The sequence below is a fragment of the Edaphobacter paludis genome (genome assembly GCF_039993895.1).
GTDB lineage: Bacteria > Acidobacteriota > Terriglobia > Terriglobales > Acidobacteriaceae > Edaphobacter > Edaphobacter paludis.
Genome location: NZ_CP121194.1, coordinates 2,141,970 through 2,162,649 on the forward strand (window position 1 = coordinate 2,141,970; position 20,680 = coordinate 2,162,649).

12 protein-coding genes are annotated in these 20,680 nt (G+C 53.8%); 6 read left to right on the top strand and 6 right to left on the bottom strand.

Annotation, left to right across the window (positions count from 1 at the left end; translation table 11 throughout):
* Window positions 1–43 precede the first annotated feature (43 nt).
* Window positions 44–2,467, bottom strand: coding sequence for a glycosyl hydrolase family 65 protein (locus tag P4G45_RS08800; protein ID WP_348266106.1), 2,424 nt, complete (start codon window positions 2,465–2,467; stop codon window positions 44–46).
* An 863-nt stretch (window positions 2,468–3,330) separates the two neighbouring features.
* Here P4G45_RS08800 and P4G45_RS08805 point away from each other — a divergent pair.
* Entirely contained in the window at window positions 3,331–4,902 is a 1,572-nt protein-coding gene (locus P4G45_RS08805; protein ID WP_348266107.1) for a carboxylesterase family protein, read from the top strand.
* 371 nt (window positions 4,903–5,273) lie between these two features.
* On the opposite strand, the gene P4G45_RS08810 is transcribed toward P4G45_RS08805, so the two are convergent.
* The 4 genes from P4G45_RS08810 to P4G45_RS08825 form a co-directional block, all read right to left on the bottom strand.
* Entirely contained in the window at window positions 5,274–6,587 is a 1,314-nt protein-coding gene (locus P4G45_RS08810) for an Hsp70 family protein (RefSeq protein ID WP_348266108.1), read from the bottom strand.
* A gap of 419 nt (window positions 6,588–7,006) precedes the next feature.
* Window positions 7,007–8,032 (bottom strand): Gfo/Idh/MocA family oxidoreductase, encoded by a 1,026-nt coding sequence (locus P4G45_RS08815; RefSeq protein WP_348266109.1) that lies wholly within the window; start codon window positions 8,030–8,032, stop codon window positions 7,007–7,009.
* 11 nt (window positions 8,033–8,043) lie between these two features.
* Window positions 8,044–8,823, bottom strand: a complete 780-nt coding sequence (locus P4G45_RS08820) for a glucosamine-6-phosphate deaminase (RefSeq protein WP_348266110.1) — start codon at window positions 8,821–8,823, stop codon at window positions 8,044–8,046.
* A gap of 80 nt (window positions 8,824–8,903) precedes the next feature.
* Window positions 8,904–9,989 (bottom strand): LacI family DNA-binding transcriptional regulator, encoded by a 1,086-nt coding sequence (locus P4G45_RS08825; protein WP_348266111.1) that lies wholly within the window; start codon window positions 9,987–9,989, stop codon window positions 8,904–8,906.
* A 596-nt stretch (window positions 9,990–10,585) separates the two neighbouring features.
* Here P4G45_RS08825 and P4G45_RS08830 point away from each other — a divergent pair.
* Together P4G45_RS08830 and P4G45_RS08835 are read left to right on the top strand one after the other, a co-directional pair.
* A complete protein-coding gene (locus tag P4G45_RS08830; RefSeq protein WP_348269241.1) occupies window positions 10,586–11,905 on the top strand; it encodes an MFS transporter in 1,320 nt (439 codons plus the stop codon).
* A gap of 142 nt (window positions 11,906–12,047) precedes the next feature.
* Window positions 12,048–15,464: a TonB-dependent receptor gene (locus P4G45_RS08835; RefSeq protein WP_348266112.1), complete on the top strand. Its 3,417-nt coding sequence runs from the start codon at window positions 12,048–12,050 to the stop codon at window positions 15,462–15,464.
* A gap of 344 nt (window positions 15,465–15,808) precedes the next feature.
* Here the strand turns inward: P4G45_RS08835 and P4G45_RS08840 are convergent, their stop codons facing one another.
* Window positions 15,809–16,855 carry a sugar phosphate isomerase/epimerase family protein gene (locus P4G45_RS08840; RefSeq protein ID WP_348266113.1) on the bottom strand — a complete coding sequence of 349 codons (1,047 nt, stop codon included), beginning with the start codon at window positions 16,853–16,855 and terminating at the stop codon, window positions 15,809–15,811.
* 715 nt (window positions 16,856–17,570) lie between these two features.
* Between P4G45_RS08840 and P4G45_RS08845 the strand changes: the two genes are divergently transcribed.
* From P4G45_RS08845 to P4G45_RS08855, 3 genes are all read left to right on the top strand, one after another.
* Window positions 17,571–18,341, top strand: a complete 771-nt coding sequence (locus tag P4G45_RS08845) for a TIM barrel protein (protein ID WP_348266114.1) — start codon at window positions 17,571–17,573, stop codon at window positions 18,339–18,341.
* An 80-nt stretch (window positions 18,342–18,421) separates the two neighbouring features.
* Window positions 18,422–19,237 (top strand): sugar phosphate isomerase/epimerase family protein, encoded by an 816-nt coding sequence (locus P4G45_RS08850; RefSeq protein ID WP_348266115.1) that lies wholly within the window; start codon window positions 18,422–18,424, stop codon window positions 19,235–19,237.
* 83 nt (window positions 19,238–19,320) lie between these two features.
* The gene (locus tag P4G45_RS08855) at window positions 19,321–20,634 is read left to right on the top strand and encodes a Gfo/Idh/MocA family oxidoreductase (RefSeq protein WP_348266116.1); all 1,314 of its coding nucleotides are present in this window, start codon (window positions 19,321–19,323) and stop codon (window positions 20,632–20,634) included.
* The last annotated feature ends 46 nt before the right edge of the window (window positions 20,635–20,680 follow it).

Consider the following 20,680-nt stretch of genomic DNA (forward strand, 5'->3'; position numbering starts at 1 on the left):
ACCCACCCAGCCCTGCTTGCACTCGTGGAAAGATGGGTGGGAGTTACGGCCCCGGAATAGCAAACGTCAGCACGGCACCGATAGGCGCGTATTCTGCGCTTGCGCTGTTCGCCGCCGGGGTCATGTCGAACTGCACCCGATAGGTTCCCGGAATACTGGAGTCCACGGTTGCACCCTCCACCTTGGTTAGTTTCCAGGGTGTGCTTAGATCTACGACAGCGCGATTGGGTGAGCTTGCATATCCAGTCAGCCGAAGTGTGCCGTTTGCGAAGTGCGCGGCCACTATTTTGAGATTCCTGCTGACTGCGCCCGGAGCAGGTTCTGGTTGAGGCACGGTGATCTGTATGCCCCCTGCGTAAGTGATTCGACAGATCGTATGGCCGGGCGGCACAGTGAGGCGAAGAGTCGCATGTTCATCCTGTGCCTGCTTGTGAAGGGTCGCTTTCACGCGGGAACCGTTGAGGGATGCGCCGGTCAGTTGGGCTCCGAGCGGAAGCTCGGGACTGAAGTCGAGCACGACCGGGGTTCCCTCATTGTCCAGTTGCAGTTCTAACCCGCGCTCGTCGCGCGTGAGGTGGACATTCAAGGACGAGCTTCCGACGTGGATGTGGCCAACATGGAGCACGTTCCACTGAGCGGGTAGGTGAGGCGCAAAGCTCAGCCGGTGGTCCGCTGAGTGCACCTCGATTCCGAGGAGTCCATGAACAGCGCTGTTGAGATACCCGGCGGAGGACCAGGTCTGCTCGGGAACGGATTCGATCTGTGGCCCGAAAAAGCTGCCGTCGAGCACCTCGTGAAGATGGCCTTCGCTGTCGAGTCTGTGCCACGGAAGCAGTGAGTGCCAGAGATTCCAAGCGGCCAGCGGGCGGTGTTCCTTCCACAACGTTTCGGCAACGTTGGAAGAGCCAAGCGCTGAGACACTCCCCTTCGAATACGAACTCGGAGCGAAGCTGGGCGCGAGTTCGGACATGCCGCGCGCCCCCCAATCGGTCTCGAACTCTGGAGAGGCAAGGCGATCCAGAACCTCATCGGCTTGCTGCTGCGAGAACACATCCTGCAGCAGGATGCCGCTCGGTCGGGAGCGCTGGTCGTAGATGGCCTTTCCGTTTCTCGTATGACCGGCCAACCAGAAGTGGTGCGTTGCATCCCAGTCCTCAGCCGCTACGGACGCTTGCGCTGCGGCCGCAGCCCGATCTGCTTTGGCAGCATCCTCGGCATGACCGGTGAGTTTTGCAAGCTGCGCGAAACCCCTCGCGGCACTAATCCACTGCGAAGACAGATCGAGTGAATCCCTCATTCGGTCCTGCTCGTTCTCCCCCTCTTTGCCTGGGGGAATCTGCGGAAGCATGGTGGTGGGGCTGATCACAGACTGGCAGTAGCGCCAGGCAGCTTCGACATTGCTCCAATGGGCCAGAAGAAATTCGTTGTCGCCCGTAGTGACAACATAATCGGCAAAGCCTGCGAGGTACTGAAATGTGATGTCGACGTGCACATACATATAGGGGTACTTGTGCAGCCAATCGATCATCCCGGCACTTTGCGACAGTTCGTGCCAGATCATGCCATTTGCAGGGTCCTGATAGCGCGTAATGAACGCAAGCTCGTCGCGGGCGCGGGTGTAGTCGCCAGCAGCGAGCAGACCTTGCATTGCGATCAGGCCATCGCCAGCGAAGAACCAATCATATTGCGGGCGACGCCCCATGCGGGACGGGCCATAACCGGCTACTTCCCCACAGCCCAACTGTGGGTTGCAGACCCAGGCCTGGTCGAGCGCAATTTCTGCCCAGGAGAGAGCGCGATTGATCTCCGCATCCGGAGTGAGGATCTGGAGCGAATGGGACAGCAGATCGCTGGTGTGCTCCGCTGCCTCGGAGATCAAGTGATCCTTGTTGGCTTCGAGTGAGAGGACCATGCCGTGAGACGGACTCGTATGTGGCGCATCCAGCCCGAGGAACACCGTCGCGGCTGTCTCGCCATGATCAGACGGTCCGGGCTTGACGACAAACGTCACGCCCTTTTGTGGCTGGATTGTTCGATTGACAATCTCGTCATGCGCAACCGCCTGAGGAGAGGCGAGGATGGCCGAATAGCCATAGAGCGGCTCCTCTTCCACGTAGCCCGAAACAGAGTTATCCCAATGAATGCTCTGGCCGCCGAGCGCACCTGGCCACATCAAGTTCAGGGAAGGCTCAAAGTGCACCGCTATGAGAATCTTCGACCTTCCTTGCACCTCGTACGTGATGATGGCGCCGGGCTGATGCTGCGGGATGAAGAGATGTTCGCGGACAACGAAGTCAGACCCGATGTAAACTCTCACGATCTCTGTGGGGTGATACTCGATGCGACGAAGCAGCTTGAGGCCGTCAATGGGGTTTACCAGCCCGGGTTCGAGGAAGCTGATCTGGTAATCGCTGAGTAACTGAAGCGGATAGGCCCACATGTCAAGCCCTGGCGAGGCATAGCCCATAAGAGCTGCCTGCTCTCCATGAGCTGCGACGAATCTTTGTGACTGCGACGAATCAGCGTTCCAGACAAGCTCAGGGTTGGGAGTTGGCGACTGTGCTGCTACAGATGAGATACAGCCAACGCAGAATAGAAACAAATAAGTCCGAAAGGAAAAGATCGACCACATATTAACTTTCAGCATACAATTCCGACACTCCGCTGCATATATATCCCGTCCCCGCAGGTAACGCCACAGTGACCTGAGCAAGACCGGTGAATGGAGTAATACTTACGGCTGAATCCGCAACACGACTTGCAGGAGGATAAGAGTGCTTTCTGCTATTGATATCATGCGCTATCTCATTGCTATCTGCGAACTCCATGGGTAGCAATACCGGGTCACGACCGTTCTGTTGAACACCAAGCGGCGCGGAGCAATACCAGTCGATAAAGTCCCGAATAGCGTGATCGTAAGGCGCGTTTCCCGGCACGAATCCGTGGAGGTACTTCCGGATTGCCGGTTATCCGGGGGCAACTTGCTAGGTTCAGTCGTACACAGAGCAACGAGCGCATTGGCGAGATAGCTACCGAGAATGCCTCCTGCTAACAACCAATTCTCACGCCTTCGTGGTCGGGCCAGGATTGGCAATTCCCTTCCAGGGACGCCTTCTCAGCCTGGTCCGCACGCGTCGGCAGCACCAGCGAAGAAAGGAACAAAACCAGTGTGCAAGTCGTATTGGAGTACAGAAGGCAATTTGACTTCACTGAATGCTCTTGCCTGCATCCTGGCTGCGTTCAGGCTCTTCGCTCCCCGGTCAGTCAGCGAAGCTCTTCCTCGGTAATACATTGCCCGAGGTATCTAACGACCAGGAAGTGAATATCTCGATGTCCCACTCAAAACTCATCAAGAGAGCCGTCCTTTCTTTGCTGATTTCAGCGACGTGCGCCGTCACGCTGGCACAAAGTCCTATAGCAGCCACGGAATCAGGAAAAATATCCGGCGTGCACCAAGACGGGTTGAACATCTACAAAGGTGTTCCATTCGCCGCCGCTCCGCTCGGCGACTTGCGCTGGCGCGCTCCGGCACCCGTCACTCCGTGGGTAAGCATACGTAAAGCGAATGCGTTTGCGCCTGCATGTATGCAAGCGGGGGTGTCCATGCCGGGCGAGACGCCGCCTGCGGTGAGTGAAGATTGTCTCTACCTCAATATCTGGACGCCGGCCAGGAGCGCGCGGAAGCCTCTGTCGGTAATCGTTTGGATCTACGGCGGTGGTTACATCAATGGGTCGTCCTCGATGCCTTTGTACTGGGGTGATCGGCTGGCGCACAAAGGCGTGATTGTCGTCACCATCGCGTACCGGCTTGGCCCACTCGGCTTTCTTGCGCATCCTGAGTTGACGCGCGAATCGCCATATCACTCGTCGGGTAACTACGGCTTGATGGATCAGATCGCTGCTCTCGAATGGGTTCAGCGAAATATTGCTTCCTTCGGTGGAGATTCGAAAAACGTGACGATTGCCGGTCAATCCTCCGGATCGATATCGGTTAGCATCCTCATGGCTTCGCCTCGTGCTCGAGGCTTGTTTCAGCGCGTCATCGGAGAGAGCGGCGGTCTGTTTGAGCCATTCCAACTTGCACCGAAGTACTTACTGGCCAATGCAGAACAGGATGGTGTGAAGTACGCGGCTTCACTGCGTGCTACATCGCTGCAGCAATTACGACAACTACCAGCGCGCCTGCTCACCGGTAACAGCGGCGGCATCGTTCACCCGGTGATCGAACCCTATGTGCTTCCCGTTTCACCGTATGAAGCGTTTACGTCCGGACAGCAGAACGACGTTCCGCTGCTCATCGGCTCGAACACCGACGAGGCGCGTGCTCTGACGGACGTCAGCCGCGTGACAGCCGCCACGTTCGACAAGGACATTGAGCACAGCGTTGGCCAACTTCCCCCTGCGCTGGTCGCGGCCTATCCCCATGCCACCGACCAAGAGGCGCGGCAGGCGCAACTCAGCCTCGAACGCGATCTGCGCTTCGGCTGGGACATGTGGGCGTGGGCGAGATTGCAAGCCGGAACTGGGAAGAGCAGCGTCTTCTACTACTCGTTCTGCCAACAACCACCGTTCCCCGCCAACTCCGTGTATGCGGGTTGGGGCGCCAGCCACTTCGCCGAGCTCTGGTACGTCTTTGACCATCTGGATCAGGAGCCGTGGAACTGGACCGCAGCAGATCGTACCGTGGCCGAGGAGATGTCCAGCTACTGGGCCAATTTTGCGAAGTCGGGCAATCCGAACGGCCCTGGCCTGCCCCACTGGCCGGAGTTCACCAACACGGACAGCCAGGTTCTATCGATCGGCGATCCGATCACTGTAGGCAGCGTCCCGAATATCCATAGCCTGAGCGTCTTCGATGCCGTCTATACCGCGGTGCGCGGCAAATCCTTTGCCGCAAAGTGACGGCCTTCACGAGGGGCAATCAGTCGGCGCTCGTCGGACGGCACAAGACGATCTTGGCAGTGCCAACCCCGGCAAAGCCTGTTTCCAGGATGGCGGCGCCATGAAACGTGCGTTGGCGATTTCCTCATCAATCGAGAATCCGAACCTCGGAAAATGGTTGATCGACAATACTCGACTGAGTGAGCAATACAAGCGCTCTCAAGGCACATTGCTACGAACGTTCCCGAGAATTGTATCCAGAGCAGCGCAAGCCAATCGTTTAAGCTCGTCGCCGGCAGAGTCTGCACTACAGATCCGCGTGTTGGAATGAGCAGCAAATTCGTTGGGGGCGCTGTGGGGGGCTCGTACTGCGGCGAGTTGAGGTGAGTCAGCTAAAGGGTGCTTTCATGGTCCCTCAAGGCAAGGCCGCGTGCCACCGAGGTGAACTCATTGCCAGTGCGAACGTTGTCTTTGCTAAAACGGTTTTCGAAGATGTGGCGCACCGAAGGGACAAAGCTGGTTCCACCGGTAAGAAAGACGCGGTCTACCATTTTGGCAGCGATGCCGGTGGTCTCTAACAACCCGTCGACACATTGTTCGATGGATTGCAGCTCTTCCCCAATCCATGATTCAAAGTCGGCGCGTGTAACATCTGCTCGAATGTCCATACTGCCATCGCGGAAATAGAACTGCGCCGATTCGTTGTGCGATAGCTCGACCTTGAGCCGCTGAACAGCCTGATGCAACTGGTAGCCCAGGTCTTCGTCGATGAGGGTAAGGAGCGCTTCAATTTTTTCCGGTTCGAGTGCATTCGCGTGAGCGCTTTTGAGAATCTGATTAACATTGCGCGTCTTCAGAAATGACAGGTAATGCCACCGTTCCAGATTGGCGTAGATCCACGCCGGGACAGCGGGAAGCAGCTTATTGAGCGAGCGGGCTAGAGAATCGGCGCCGAGCGCCGGGGAGACAAGCTTACGCACGATGCGGGCGTCGAAGGCATCGCCGGCGAGACCGAGGCCGCTGTTACCCAGAAGATCCTGCGAGGTCCGACCGCGAGCACGGACGCCAGAACCTACATGGATCAGAGAAAAGTCGCTGGTACCTCCACCGAAGTCGCCGATGAGGATGAGCTCATCATGATCGAGCGTCGATTCGTAAGCGTATGCAGCCGCGATCGGCTCCATCTCAAAGGCGACGGACTCGAATCCAGCATGAGTGAAGGCTTCACGAAGTCGCCGAAGCGCGAAGTCGTCATCGTCGATAGAGTCGGCACCGACGAAACGGATGGGACGGCCCACGGTAGCGTGGCGTATCGTCTGGCCGAACTGTTGCTCGGCACGGAGTCGGAGATCAGTGATAATGCGTGAAATGAGGTCTTCGATGCTGTAGCGGCGGCCAAAGACTTCGGTCCCGGAAAGGGTGCGACTGCTGAGATAGGACTTGAGCGACTGAATGAGCCTTCCTTTGTGCTCGGCGAAGAGATAATGCTCGATGCCGGAGGGGCCGGTATAGCTTTTAATTTGGGTTCGACCCGCATGTTTGTGCTGTTCCAGGTAGAGAACGGAGCGAAACGACTCTGTAGTTGCCGAGGCAGTAGGGAAGGAAACGAGTTCAACCACTCCGTCTGGGCGCGCGAAAGCGATGGAACTATTGGTCGTTCCAAAATCGATGCCGATAGAGGGAAGGCTTGTGGACGGAAAAGGCATGGTCTTCCAGAATGCCAGATTTTTGGGGTGCGAAGCCAGTGATGCTAGCGGTCTAGACACTCAAAACTAGTCAGGACGAGGTTGCACTCTGAGGTGCGCGGGAGGATACGGACCTATCTTATTCATCTTGAGTAGTTCGAAGCTATCTGCTGTGCACAACGGGATCCGAGTTCGGAGTCGAACGCCTGGCCGACTATCTGCTGGAGTCCGGTGAGTCTGGCTGAGAACAGACGATGTCAGGAGGCGGTCCGGGAGCTTCGCGAGGGTGCATGGTTGCGCGAGGAGATGGATTTGCTCGGAGATTTCCGCTCGGAGAACACTCCGGGCGAAACACAATAGGAGGCAGATCGAGCCACGCTTCAAAGGCGGAACAGCCGCAGTGTTGTTCGCTCGCTGCTTTCCCTGTCGAGCGCATGTGTTTAAAGCGATAGTGGAGATATGCCAATCGGCCGCTTCTCAAGGCATGAGCGATAGATATTCTGCACCAATTGCAGAGCGCGGTATCCGTCCGCACCAGAACACGCGGGAGACCGACCGGTCTTACAGGCTTCGCCAAAGTCTAGAAACTGCCGTTCGAATGGCGTTATTGAGATTGCCATGGGATCAGAGGCTCCCGATGCTTCCTGCCTCGCGAGGGGGGGCGTCTCGCCAACATCATCCTGCACATCCCATGAGGTTAATTGGTCACCGGTAATGATGGCGGTGCCCTTCGTCCCGTGGATTTCCAGCCTCTCCGGATAGCCGGGCCAGAGCGATGTTGTGGCTTGAAGGACCCCCGTTGCTCCACATGCATAGTGCATCAGGGCGCTGAGGGAGTCTTCAGCCTCGATATTATGCAGAGAACCGAGTTGCCAGTACCCAAAGACCTCGTCCACCCCGCCGATCAGAAATAGGAGAAGATCGATCTGATGAATAGCCTGGTTGATTAGGGCGCCTCCGCCCTCGCCTGCCCAGCTTCCCTTTACCGGCCGGCTGTAATATTCGGCAGACCGAAACCACTTCACGTATGCGTCGGCTTGAAGGATCTTTCCAAGACGTCCATCCACCAGAGCTTTCTTGAGAAAGAGTATCGAACCGTCGAAGCGGTGCTGACTGACCACACCGAGGATGATGCCCGCCTCGCAACCAAGAACGATCATCTGTTCTGCAACATCAAGGCGAGTGGCCATCGGCTTCTGAACCAGCACATGCTTCTTGCTTTGTGCGCATAGTTCGAGTGCCTGTAAACGGTAGTTGGGAAATGTGCAGACATCCACGTAATCCACTCGTGGATGCCAACACACCGCCTCCGGCGTTTCTACGAACTCCGCTCCATTTTCTTCTGCAAATCGCAATCCACGTTCAGCGGTTGTATTGGTGCAGACGGTAATCTCATACCCGATATTCTTGTATGCTTGGGCATGTTTTCTGGCAATGGCTCCCGTCCCAATAATTCCAACACGCATCTGTTTTCCTCTCAGTTGGAGTGGAACATGCCATTTAATTCAGCGGCAGACTCGGCATCCAGGTAGAGAGTCGCGTCGGGATGGGTGCGGAGAATGGTTGCTGGACAATCGGTTGAAATTGGAGCTTCGAGGGTTTTCCGAATGATTTTAGCTTTGCGGCGGCCGGGCACAATTGCAAGCAATTTCGGTACGCGAATAAGGGTTGGAATGGTGAGCGTGATAGCCCGCTCCGGAACATCCTGGTAGGTCTTGAACCAGCCCTCGGCTGACTGCTGTTGCCGGCATAAGGTATCCAGATTCACGACCTTCATGTCGAGAGGATCGTTGAAGTCGGCTTCAGCTGGATCGTTGAAGGCCAAGTGCCCATTTTCTCCAACGCCGAACAGGCAGAGCTGCGGATCGGCCGCACTGACTTTTTCTGCATAATCCCGGCATACCTGCTGTGGATCGGGGGCGGTCCCATCGATCATAGAGAATTCCTTCATTTGCGTCTGTCGCGGCAGGTTCTCACGCAGATAGCGGCGGAAAGAAGACGGATGATCAGCGGGGATGCCGATATATTCATCCATATGAAAGCCGCAAACCTTATGCCAGGGCAGACCTTCGATCGCGTTGAGAGCACGAAGGGTATCGAGTTGTGACGCTCCAGTCGCGAAGATGACTCCGATGGTCTCCCGTCGCGCGTCTAGCTGCTGCAACTCGTGCGCCGCAGCGCGTGCTGCAGCTTGTCCAGCAGCTTCGCCGTTAGGATAAATCTCTATTTTCAACGTTCCAACTGTAAGAGATTTCATCTCTATCTCCGATTCCGTCATACACTTCTCCCTTGTTTAGTTCGCAATTTAAATACATCTGAGCCATCGGTTTTGTAAGGTCATGAGGCAACCGCTGTTCCTTGGAGGGGCTTGCCGGACGACACATCGTCCGAGGCTGTGATTGCCCGGCAAGAATCCCTTTTAATAAATTCGGTGGGGATAATAACGCTCTGTTGCGGCTGATCAGACTTGGCGATGCGGCTGAGAATCAACTCCACCATTTTCTTCCCCAACTGCTCAGGAAATTCCCGAATTGTGGTCAGCCCTGGATAGAGCCACGCGCCGACGGTATCGTTGCAGCCCGCGACACTGATATCATCTGGAATCCGCAAGCCGCTGTCTCGTAGTGCCTTATAGACACCATGGGCAGTTGGATCATTGCCGGCGAAGATAGCTGTCACAGAGGGATCGCGGGCAAGTAGAGACTTGGTGCCAAGGTATCCGATTTCAAGATTGTCTTCAGAATCAATGCTGCTCTGGCGTGACTCGAGGCCAGCCTCCTCCATCGCACGGTGGTAGCCTGCGAAGCATCGCGCAAACCACGGCAAACGCGTATTGCCTACATACCAGATGTGACGGTGGCCAAGGCTGATCAGATACCGGGTCATGTCATAGCCGCCTTGCGTGTCATCGGAAAAAATCACATCATTGTTCAGCTTGTACGGGTCGCCGAGGACGTTGTTACCGAGAGTGACAAAGGTGATGCCCTTGTGGTTCAACAGGTCGATCAGATTGGTGGAGTTTGTTCCCGCTAAGATCACGGCGCGAACCACATCGTGGCGCTGGACCACCTTCGGTAAATGCAGTTCTTTCCAAGAGGCGTGGGGTGAATAGTTGAAGGACAAAAATATGATGTCCCACCCATGGGCGGCGCAGTAAGCCTCCGCGCCGATTAGGATTTGCGAGTGAAAGGCATCGTGCATCGCACGGTTACTGAGTAGAAACGCCAAGGCTTTTGTCTTGTTTCTCTGGGAAAGATCGACATCGAGTTTTGCTGCCGCATCCAGAACAATCTTTTGAATAGCCGGGTCAACGCGGTTGTTTCCATTCAAGACCCGGGAAACCGTGGCTATACTTACCTGTGCCGCGGCTGCGATCTCTCGAAGTCCAATCTTCTCTTGCTTTTTAGGCTTTATAGCTTTCATACCTCTAGAACCTAACCTCATCCTTAGATTGATTCAATGCTCTATATCCTGCACCCAGTTCGCAGCGGCCTAATGTGGTGGTAAGTGTGATCCAGAGAAGCTTTTCGAGCCCTTCCCTTACATAAGAAGGGACTATAAAGAAAAATTTCTCGCCTGACAAGAAAAATATTATCTGGTATGCAATTTGTGACTTTAATTCGTCACGATTGCCGAGACTGGATGGAAAATAGCCCAACGACAATCCCTTTATGTCAGGGCTGCCTAATTCCGTTCGCTTATCAGGCATCCGGATATTCGAATAACGAAATGTTTGATTTCCTACAAGTTTCCTTGCCCTTGTTGAAGGAAAGGTGTCTTTAGAAAATCCCACCGCTTATCAAAGATAAATTCGCAAAGATTTAAGAAATTTTTCTGTTGACATTCATTTGCAAGAAGAATTATTGTGAGCCCCATCAATTACAGGACCGCTTTACCTGCAGCGGCGCGAATTATCCCTGCGGATGTGAGCGGGCATATTGGACGTCAGTCAGACGGATTGGCTTGTGGATTTAATTCAGGAGAATGAGATTTTGGTCAGCAATTTGCCACAGCCGGAAGTGAAGTCTTCCATCAAATCTCAGCCCACCGGGCGGCTGCGATGGTGGATTGTGTGGACGCTCTTTTTTTCCACTGCGATCAACTACATCAGCCGCCAGACCTTCTCCGTACTGTCACCAATGATTGCGGTGCAGTTTCACCTCAGCCACACGGATCTCTCCAAAATCTTTGGCGCATTCCAGATTTCCTATGCGCTTACATGGCTTCTTGGAGGGATATTTCTGGACGCTGTCGGAACCCGGATCGGGTTGACGGTGGCCGTGATTTTCTGGTCCGTAGTGAATATATTGACGGGCTTTGCCGGATCGGTCTTTGGATTTGTTGCGTTTCGATTCATGTTGGGGATTGGAGAAGGTTTCAACTGGCCGGGAGCCAGCAAGACGGTCGCGGAGTGGTTTCCAAATGAAGAGCGCAGCCTTGCTGTGGCTATCTTCGATAGCGGCTCAAGTGTGGGCGGAGCTCTGGCTGCTTTGGCGATTCCCTTGATTGCGCTGGCGTTTGGCTGGCGGTGGGCATTTGTCTTGTCAGGGCTGCTCGGCTTCCTTTGGTTAATCGGATGGTTGCGCATTTACTATCCGCTGGATCGTCATCCGCGAGTGACGCCAGAGGAGATTGCTTATATCCATGCCGGCCAAACTATGGCTTCGAAGTCTGAAGGAAAAGGTCTTCGGCGATGGCTTGATTTAGCAAAGAACCGGAATGTCTGGGGGATTGTGCTGGGACGTGCCCTCACCGATCCTATCTGGTGGTTCTACGTGTTCTGGTTACCCCAATATCTGAGCGACGCTCGAGGATTCAGCCTGCAGCGAATTGCGTTATTTGCATGGATACCTTTTGTTGCAGCTGATCTCGGCAACTTCACAGGTGGCCTTATCTCGGGCTATTGCGTTCGGAGAGGACTCCCCGTCATTCAGGCCAGGCTATGGGTTTGCGCGATCAGCTGCGCGCCTATTCTCGCAGGCATTCCAGCGGCTCGAGTTCACAGTCCATACACAGCCTTAGCTCTGATTTGTGTGGCCTTATGGGGTTACGCAAGTTGGTCAACGATGGGTCTCACTTTGCCCTCCGACCTTTTTCCGCAAGACGTAGTTGCCACTGTCACTGGAACGAGTGGGTTGGCGGCAGGTCTCGTCGGTGCAGTTTTCACTTTCGCTGTTGGTATCTCGGTCGATCGGTTTTCGTATCGTCCCGCGTTTTTGGCTGCCGGCCTGTTGCCCATTTTGGCAACGGTATGCCTATTCCTGTTGATTCGTCCGCCTAAGAAGGATCCGGAAGAAATGCCTTTTCGGGAGGCATTTATCTCCTCAGACCAAGGCTGATCTAGGACTTCCCAAAGCAAGTTCTTACAAGTAGTTACACAATCGATTGTTTTCCACGAAAAGAACAAACGCCAAGTCCTCAACCATTTACTGCAATTAATCGTAGCTAGGCCGTTCTCTGGCCAACTTCTGGAGGTTTCATATGTCCGTTCGAAAAATACTTATTTGCTTCACGCTGCTCCTCCTCGGTCTGTCGACCCCGGCGTTTAGCCAGGCAGTCAATGCCACATTGCTCGGTACGGTTGCAGATCCGACAGGTGCAACTGTCGCTAATGCAAAGATCACCGCTACTGAGATGAAGACGGGCGAAGTCCATAAGTCAGTATCAAATGGAAGTGGAAACTATACTTTTCCTGATCTCCAGCCCGGCATCTATAGTGTCACCGCCGAGGCCCCGGGCTTTAAGAAAGCAACGCACCAAAACATTGATGTTCAGATCAACTCCTCCACTCGAGTCGATCTTGATCTCGCAACCGGTAGCGTCTCTGAGACAGTGTTTGTCACTACAGCTCCGCCACTTCTGCAAACTGACCGTGCCGATATCAGCACTAAGATAGAAGCGCACCAAGTGTCAGATCTGCCACTGAGTGCGAATCGTAACTTCCAGTCGTTGCTCAATCTGGTTCCTGGAACGGCGCCTGCAACATACGAGAACTCGCAATTCTTCAATGCGGCAGGATCTTTGCAAACGCGGGTTAACGGTATGCCGCGGTTTGGAAACCTGTACCAAATTGAAGGTATCGATGACGATAACCGCACAGGCCTTTTGCAGATCATCGTGCCACCAGCAGAATCCATCCAGTCCGTCGATATCTCCACCAGCAACTTTGAAGCCGAGCTTGGCCGTGCCACGGGAGCCGTCACGAATGTAATCCTCAAGTCCGGATCGAACGCATTTCATGGCTCTGTGTTTGAGTTCATCCAGAACAGCGCAGTGAATGCTCGCTCTTACTTCGGCGGTCCGCTTGGGCATCTCTCCTACAATTACTTCGGCGGCAGCATCGGCGGTCCGATCTGGAAGGATAAGTTGTTCTTCTTCGGGGACTATCTTCGCACCATCGATCACGAAGCGATCTCAAACACCTTCACTATCGTGCCTCCCACTTTTTACACGCCGAATGCCGCTGGATTTATCGACCTCAGCGCGCCACTGAATACTGCCAAGCACGCTGGCCAGATCTATGATCCGGCAACGGGAAACCCAGATGGGACCGGGCGCAAACCTTTTGCCAATAACCAGATTCCTTTCAGCCGGGTCAATCCCGTATCGCTCGCGCTCTTGAAGCTGCTGCCCCAGCCGAACCGGAATCAGAGCAACCTCGCTGCTCCGTCGAACAACTACGTAACCAACCTTCCTTTCACAAAGGGTTCAGACAGCTTCGACGTCAAGCTCGACTACACCCTGAATGAGAGAAATCATCTGAGCGGTCGCTATAGTTTTCAACACGTCCCCACTTTCCAGGCGCCTGCTTTTGGAAGTTTCGCGGGTGGTCCGGCGGGTGGTGGATTTCAAGGCACAGGCCTACAAAATGCCTATAGCTCAGGCCTGAACTACGACCATGTCTTTTCGCCTTCGCTCTTTACGGAACTAAGATTTGGAGTGGCACATCTTCGCAACAACGCCCAGCCAAGCGACTATGGCAAAAACGATGCGACAACCGTTGGCATTCCGGGCGTCAATATTGGTGGGCAACCATTTACTTCGGGACAGGTTGGCATCACCCTCAACGGCGGTTTCTCCAATCCGACCATCGGCTACTCCGCTTCCATGCCTTGGATCCGCGGTGAGGCCAACATTGACTTCGTAAACAACTGGACCAAGATCATCCGGAACCACACGATCAAGTTTGGAGGAGATCTCCGTCGCGTCCGGGATGACCTCTTGCAGGGCGAGACATTCAGTCCGCGCGGCCAAATTACTTTCTCGGCAGGTCAGACCTCCACGGATGCACCGGGCGCAGTGCCTAACGTTGCAAACGATGTTGCCAGCTTTCTACTGGATCAGCCCAGCCAAGCCGGCCGGGATCTCACCACGATTTTTCCGGCCTACCGCCAGTGGTGGTTCTTCGCATTCGCCAGCGATAAGTGGCAGGCAACGTCGAAGCTCACGCTGGACCTTGGTCTTCGCTGGGAATTCTATCCGCCAGCCACGCCGAAGGTTCCTGGAGGATTCTCCAACTATGATCCCACGACGAACAATCTCGTCCTGGCGGGCATCGGCGGCAATCCTTTAAACGTCGGAATGCAGACGCGCTATCGGTATGTTGCTCCACGAACTGGCTTTGCCTATCGCGCCACGGATAACACGGTCATCCGCGGTGGATTCGGCATTAGCTTCTCTCCTTTGGCAGACGACAGTTATGCTTTCAACTATCCCGTACGCGCCAACAACAGCTACCAACCGAACACAGCCTATACGCCGGCGGTGCTTAGCAATGGACAGGTAGCTACCTTCCAAGCAGGCTTCCCGGCTCCTGTCCCAGTTGTCATCCCTTCCAGCGGGATCATCTCAGCAAGTACACCAAGTCTCATTAGCCAGCAATACAACGTCATCCCTAAAAACTATAAAAATGCTTATGTCGAGTCCTGGAATGTGGCTGTTCAGCAAGCGCTGCCTGGCAATTTCTCTATGCAAATCGCGTATGTTGGGAACCATGGCGTAGATATGGGCGCTCAACAGAACATCAACCTGCCCAGCACCTACGGCGGCGGCACCAAGTTCGAACCGGAGAACATCGCCTTTGGACGAACAGCATCCACAAATGTAATTGACCAAGGTTTCTCTTCGAATTATCAGTCGCTCCAAGCTCAACTCAACCGCAGACTCTCCAGTGGGCTTTCACTCACGAGTGCCTTCACTTGGGGTAAGGGCCTGGATTACGTCAGTGGTGATGACGGTGGTCTGACGTTCTTCATCAATCCGCGTAGAAATTATGCTCCAAATAGCTACGACCGGACGCTGAACTATGAGCAGAGCTTCACGTACGCTCTTCCCTTCGGCAGAGGTCGCCGCTGGCTCAATTCCGGGCTCACATCTCTAGCATTAGGTGGATGGAAGGTGTCTGGGATCATCTCAGTAGTGTCCGGCACACCGTTTACCATCACTGCGGACGGTAGCACCCTCAACACGCCTGGAACAACGCAGACGGCAAGCCTAGTAGATCCATACCGTGTACTTCACGGCATCGGCCAGGGGAAGAACTGGTTTGACCCAACCTCATTCGCTCAGCCTGCCGGATGCACAGTGCAGCCCTGCACTGCCGCAAATGTTGGTCTCGGCAACACCGGCAGGAACCAGTTCCGCGGACCTGGATACATTCAGGACAACATCTCGCTGTTCAAAAGCTTCGCGATCTTCCGTGAGTCATCTCTGGAGACCCGCATTGAAGCAAAGCAGTTGAGTAACACTCCGCAGTTTGCGAATCCGAATAGCACCTATTCAGCTAACCCAACGTCAACCTTCGGCCAGGTGACAAGCACACTCAGCAGTGGCCAAGGCAGTGTCAACGGCATTGGAGGCGGCCGCAGTCTACAGGCATCGGCAGAGATCACGTTCTGAGGCGAATAATCAGACTGATTCTCGTTTGATTGGAAGGGGCGGCCATTCCGTATTAGGAATGGCTGCCCCTCTTCAATTTAAGCAAAACAGTTATTCTGAATCGCGGGGATGTGTGTAGTGCTGCTGGGGAAGGAGCATTGATACTGGAGCCGCGAAAACCATGTGCGTCGGGAGCACGATGTGAACTGCTTGAGTTTGCAGGCCTCAACCGACGCGCGTGGGGTTGTGCTACTGCGTCGATAGGAAGCCGAGAGAACCTACCTCCGGCTGCTCTCTTCTTGGACTACGCACGTGACTACGAACGGCTCAACAGCTAAGCTTCAACAGCATCAGAATAAGTCACCTCAGACGCTTGAATATTTTCTGCAAAGCGTCTGAATTTCGGCGACCAGCTTGGGCACGCCGACGGCCGCAGCGTCACCCCCAGGAAGGCTACGTTCATATTCAGCCGACACGTAACCCTTGTAGCCAGCTTTGGCGAAGAGCTGCCAGACGCGGTCCATATCTACGGGAGTGTGATCGTAAAAATGGTCACGAATATGGATGTGGGTGGCGTAGGGCACGCATGCCGCAATCTGCGCGTAGGCGTCTTGACTGGCGGTGGGAATATAGTTTGTGATATCGAGATTAATTCCAGCGTAAGGCGAATTGACGCGCTGCATGATTTCAAGACACACGTCCGCGCTCTGTGATACACCGACATGGTCTTCGAGGCCAAGCGTGATGCCCTTCTGGGCAGAGTAGTCGCATCCGGCCTTCATCGTTTCAACCGTCCAGCCGATGCCTTGCTGCAATGTGGCATCTGGTGGCAGTTTGCCAGCGAAAATTCTCAGATGGGAAGCTCCAAGCTGCTCCGTGACATCCACCCACTTTTTAATCTCTTTTAGGCAGTCGGCGCGTTTCTTCGCATCGGCTTGAACCATGCTGGCCCGACATGCAGAGCCAGAAAAGGGTACCGCATGTTTGTAAGCCAGATGACGAAGGCCATGGAGATATTTCGGATCGGTTGATTTGAAGTAATACGCCGTCATGTCGATGCCGTCGAGCCGCAGCTCCACTGCTTTTAGAATGAAGTCCTCCAGCGTCATCGTGCCTTGTCTCAGCTCTTTATCGTATGAGTAGGCACAGCAACCCGAAAGCAGTCGCGCCACGTTGGAGCTATTTGTATTGAAAGCCGGCGATATGGCCGCAACGGCAGGTAATTCGAGTAGCTCCATGCCGGTGGCTGCTAAAGCGCCTAGTCCCACTGTTTTTAGAAACTGGCGACGAGCTAATTTGTGGTGCATTCTTCCCCCGCGGTGAATATTTTCAGAAGAGTGTTGCTCTGGCCAGACAGAAGGTGCTGCTCGAGATGCGTGTAATGACAGTACCGCGTTAGCAGCGTTTGTCAATATAAATTTCTTGGAAATACTGAAAAATTGCCGGCGGCCTTACAGTTTAGTGCTGTGGACGATGGAAGATGGCAATTGCATAGTCATAAGGCCCGAGGGGGCACAGCCCATGTATACCCATCCAAGCAATGGATTATAGATCCATCACGTGTTTCATCGCCGGATATCTATAAAAATGTCGGTCCATCAATATCAAATGGGGCAGGACAGCCTCGAACTCAAATGGGGCAGAACAAGCCTCGAAAATCGGGGGAAACTCCTGTCTCAGAGGTAAAAGCCTAGCCAATCTCCCAGTCTGCAGAGAATGAATTCGGTGTCGATCTACCAACAGAAAATCTAAAGTAATTTTTCCGTTGACAATCGAATATTTTCACGACTAATGTGATTTGCATCTGGAAATGAATGCTTTGTTCTTTTGGAATTCGCATGTGTAAATCAAGAAATCCATAACACTCCAATAACGCGTGGGCCGTTCAGCGCATTGAACTTTCCCGCCTCCACCATACGAAATATCCCTCCATCCAGTATGCGTAGTAGGAAAGGATTCTCTTAAATGACATTTTCACGTCGTCACTTTCTAGTTGGCATTGGAACCGTGACCGTAGCTTCTTACGCAGGCGCATCACCTCTTAACGCCTTTAAGAGGCAGGCCTTGCTCTATCCGCCCATGGATTTGTCATATTTTGATCGCCCACTCGACCATGGAGTACAGGAGATGAAGCTTGGCGCTAGCGCCAGGATCTCCAAAGGAGATAGCCACCAGAGCATCGCTATTGCTTCTGCGCTTGGGTACCCTGGTCTTCATCTCGATTCGAGCATTCTCCGACAATATCCCGATCCCCATGAGCTGAAAGCCCTTCTTGCTTCGCACGAGCTTGCACTTGTAGCTTTGTCCAGCGGCAGTATTGGGCTCGATCCTGGGCTTGATGCTGAGATCATTGAAGCGCATGTAAAGAATGCGCGATACCTGCGCGCCGCCGGCGGAAAATATCTACTAATAACTGGAGTGGCCACTAAGCGGCAAGACTTTACCGCGAACGAGTACAGGCAAGCAGGTAAACTTCTTACCGAGATTGGCAAACGCACTGCAGACTACGGCGTCCAGACCGGATTTCAGAACCGCATGGATACAATCGGGCAGACTCCGAAGCAAGTGGATTCCATCTTGGCTGCTGTAGATTCGCGCTATGTGAAGTACAGTCTCGATGTTCAGCATTATTTGCAGGGTGGCGGAGATCCGGGGACGGCAATCCGTGTTTACGACAAACGCATGGTATGCGTACACCTTCAAGATCTTCAACCTGCCGTAGCAAAAGACCAATATCAAGCTCCCACTCTACTCCCAGCAAAAAACGACATCCGCCAGATTGGCCAAGCGCTTCATTCGTCGAACTTCAATGGGTGGAGCTTCATCGGTCTGGATGGGCAGAAGTTGAATGCAATAAACGCGGAGTATCTAACGAAGAAACTAGGAGTACAGGCATGAGCTGCCCCTTTCGACTTGCAGTAATTAACGATGAGATAACCCAGGATTTTGGAAGGGCATGCGAGATAGCGTCGGGATCAATGGGACTCAGCTGGATTGAACTTCGGAGTATGTGGAATAAAAACATTGTAGACCTTGACTCAACTGAAGTAGCGGAGGCAAGGCGCATCCTCGAGAAATATCGACTGCGCGTTACCGATATTGCAAGTCCGCTTTTCAAAGTAGATTGGATCGGCACAGCGCCCTCTAAAGACGCTCCGCAGCCCGGCAACCGCAAAGCGGACAAGGGAGCATTCCACAATGATTTTGCCTTCGAACAACAGGATGAACTGCTTGAACGGTGCATTGAACTAACAAAAGCCTTTCACACCGATCGCATTCGATGCTTTGATTTCCTGCGGCTAGATAATCAGGCACCTTATAGAGAAGCCATCAATGAAAAGTTGCGCAAGGCCGCGGTACTCTGCGAGAAAAGCAACAAGATTCTCCTCCTGGAAAACGAGGAGTCCTGCAACACGAGAACTAGCGAGGAATCTGCAGCAGTTCTGAAGGCAATTCCGAATAAGAACTTCATGCTGAATTGGGACCCGGCAAATGCCGCCTCGGTTGGCGACAAACCGTTTCCCCAGGGGTACGATTTATTGCCCAAGGATCGTATCGGCCATTGCCACTGTAAAGATGTCGTTCGCAAGCCAGACGGAAAATATGCCTGGGCGCCGGTAGGTGTTGGGATTATTGACTGGGTAGGCCAGTTTCGTGCCCTGAAGCGAGACGGGTTTAACTATGCGGTGAGTCTCGAGACTCATTGGCATGGTGGAGGGACACCTGAAGCGTCCTCACTTAAGAGCATGCAAGATATCCGCACTGCACTGGACAAAGCGAGAATCGCCTGCTAGCTGTTGGCTTCCCAGTTAGTTAGCCGAAATCATGCGATTTACAAAAAAACGAGCACCAGAACAATCAAAGGAGTAGGTCGAAGATGGAAAATGACGGGAAGAAGATAGATCGCCGGGAATTTATGGGAAAAGTAGGAATGGGTGCTGCTGCACTTGGAGTATTTCCTGCTGGTCGGCTGTTTGCTGCGAGCAATCGGGTTTTAGGCGCGAACGATAGGATTCGAATTGGATTGATCGGAGCTGGAGATCGAGGACAGGACGACTTAAGGCATGCACTGAAGCAGCCAAATGTCGAATGCGTTGCTGTTGCCGATGTATACTCGCGTCGCCGTGATCAGGTAAAAGGCTACTTGCCCAACGTCGCAACCTATGACGATCCTATGCGATTGCTGGAACGCAACGACATTGATGCTGTAATCCATGCAACTCCCCAGCATTTACATAAGAAGTACTTTCTAGCCACGCTGGCTGCGGGAAAGGATCTCTATTCCGAGAAGACCTTGGCTTGGAACATTCCCGAGGCTATGGCCTGCCGGGATGCCGCAAAGTCCTCAAAGCAGATTGTGCAGATAGGGATGCAGGACCAAAGCAATGGTGAGATGGAAGACACGAGAAAATGGATTCGAGACGGACTGGCGGGGAAGATAACGATGGTCGACTCGTGGATGAGTCGTAATACATTGGAGGGCCATGGACAGTGGGTTCGCCCAGTGCTTAGCGATTGCAATCCGGATCACGTCAATTGGGATTTGTTTCTCTCCGGTCGTCCGAAGGTTCCGTTTGACGGCTACAAATTCATTAACTGGCGCCTGTTCTGGGAATTCTCCGGCGGTAATGTTACAGAGAACATGGTCCACCAGATAGGGTGGATCATCAACGCCATGGATTTACAACTGCCGAAAGCTGCAACCATGACCGGTGGCGTGTATTCAAAGAAAGATGGGCGCCAGGTACCAGACACATTTAGTGTCGCGCTTGAGTATCCGAATGACCTCCTTGTCACATGGCAATCGACCTTCAGCAATAGCCGTTATGGTCTGGGAGAGCGCTTCCTCGGAGATAAAGGCACGATTGAACACATGAGTGGTTCGAACGATATGAAGACGGGTGTGTACCAAAAAGGCCAGCCACACTCGGATCAAGCTATTGGACCTACAAATTATTATCCGGAGAAGCTCAATAACCCAAACGGCGTTCCTCTCAAGGGAGAGAATCCAGGTGTCGATCACATGGCAAACTGGATGGATTGCATCCGTAACCGCGCGCAGCCAAACGCGACAGTCGAAATCGGATACTTGTCGGCAGTCGCATGCCATATGTCGAATCTGGCATACAAACAAAAGCGCCGCGTTACCCTGGAAGAAGCTATGGCTGCGAAGCCAGAAGCCTGGATGTAGCTGCTGAAGTCTGTCCTCTTCAAGAGCCCCCTTCTAATCTGATCGG

Bases quoted from the DNA above. Each gene is read 5' to 3' on its own strand.
- P4G45_RS08800 (WP_348266106.1), bottom strand. From the start codon at position 2,467: ATGGGCTATGCCTCGCCAGGGCTTGACATGTGGGCCTATCCGCTTCAG.
- P4G45_RS08805 (WP_348266107.1), top strand. From the start codon at position 3,331: ATGTCCCACTCAAAACTCATCAAGAGAGCCGTCCTTTCTTTGCTGATT.
- P4G45_RS08810 (WP_348266108.1), bottom strand. From the start codon at position 6,587: ATGCCTTTTCCGTCCACAAGCCTTCCCTCTATCGGCATCGATTTTGGA.
- P4G45_RS08815 (WP_348266109.1), bottom strand. From the start codon at position 8,032: ATGCGTGTTGGAATTATTGGGACGGGAGCCATTGCCAGAAAACATGCC.
- P4G45_RS08820 (WP_348266110.1), bottom strand. From the start codon at position 8,823: ATGAAATCTCTTACAGTTGGAACGTTGAAAATAGAGATTTATCCTAAC.
- P4G45_RS08825 (WP_348266111.1), bottom strand. From the start codon at position 9,989: ATGAAAGCTATAAAGCCTAAAAAGCAAGAGAAGATTGGACTTCGAGAG.
- P4G45_RS08835 (WP_348266112.1), top strand. From the start codon at position 12,048: ATGTCCGTTCGAAAAATACTTATTTGCTTCACGCTGCTCCTCCTCGGT.
- P4G45_RS08845 (WP_348266114.1), top strand. From the start codon at position 17,571: ATGAAGCTTGGCGCTAGCGCCAGGATCTCCAAAGGAGATAGCCACCAG.
- P4G45_RS08850 (WP_348266115.1), top strand. From the start codon at position 18,422: ATGGGACTCAGCTGGATTGAACTTCGGAGTATGTGGAATAAAAACATT.
- P4G45_RS08855 (WP_348266116.1), top strand. From the start codon at position 19,321: ATGGAAAATGACGGGAAGAAGATAGATCGCCGGGAATTTATGGGAAAA.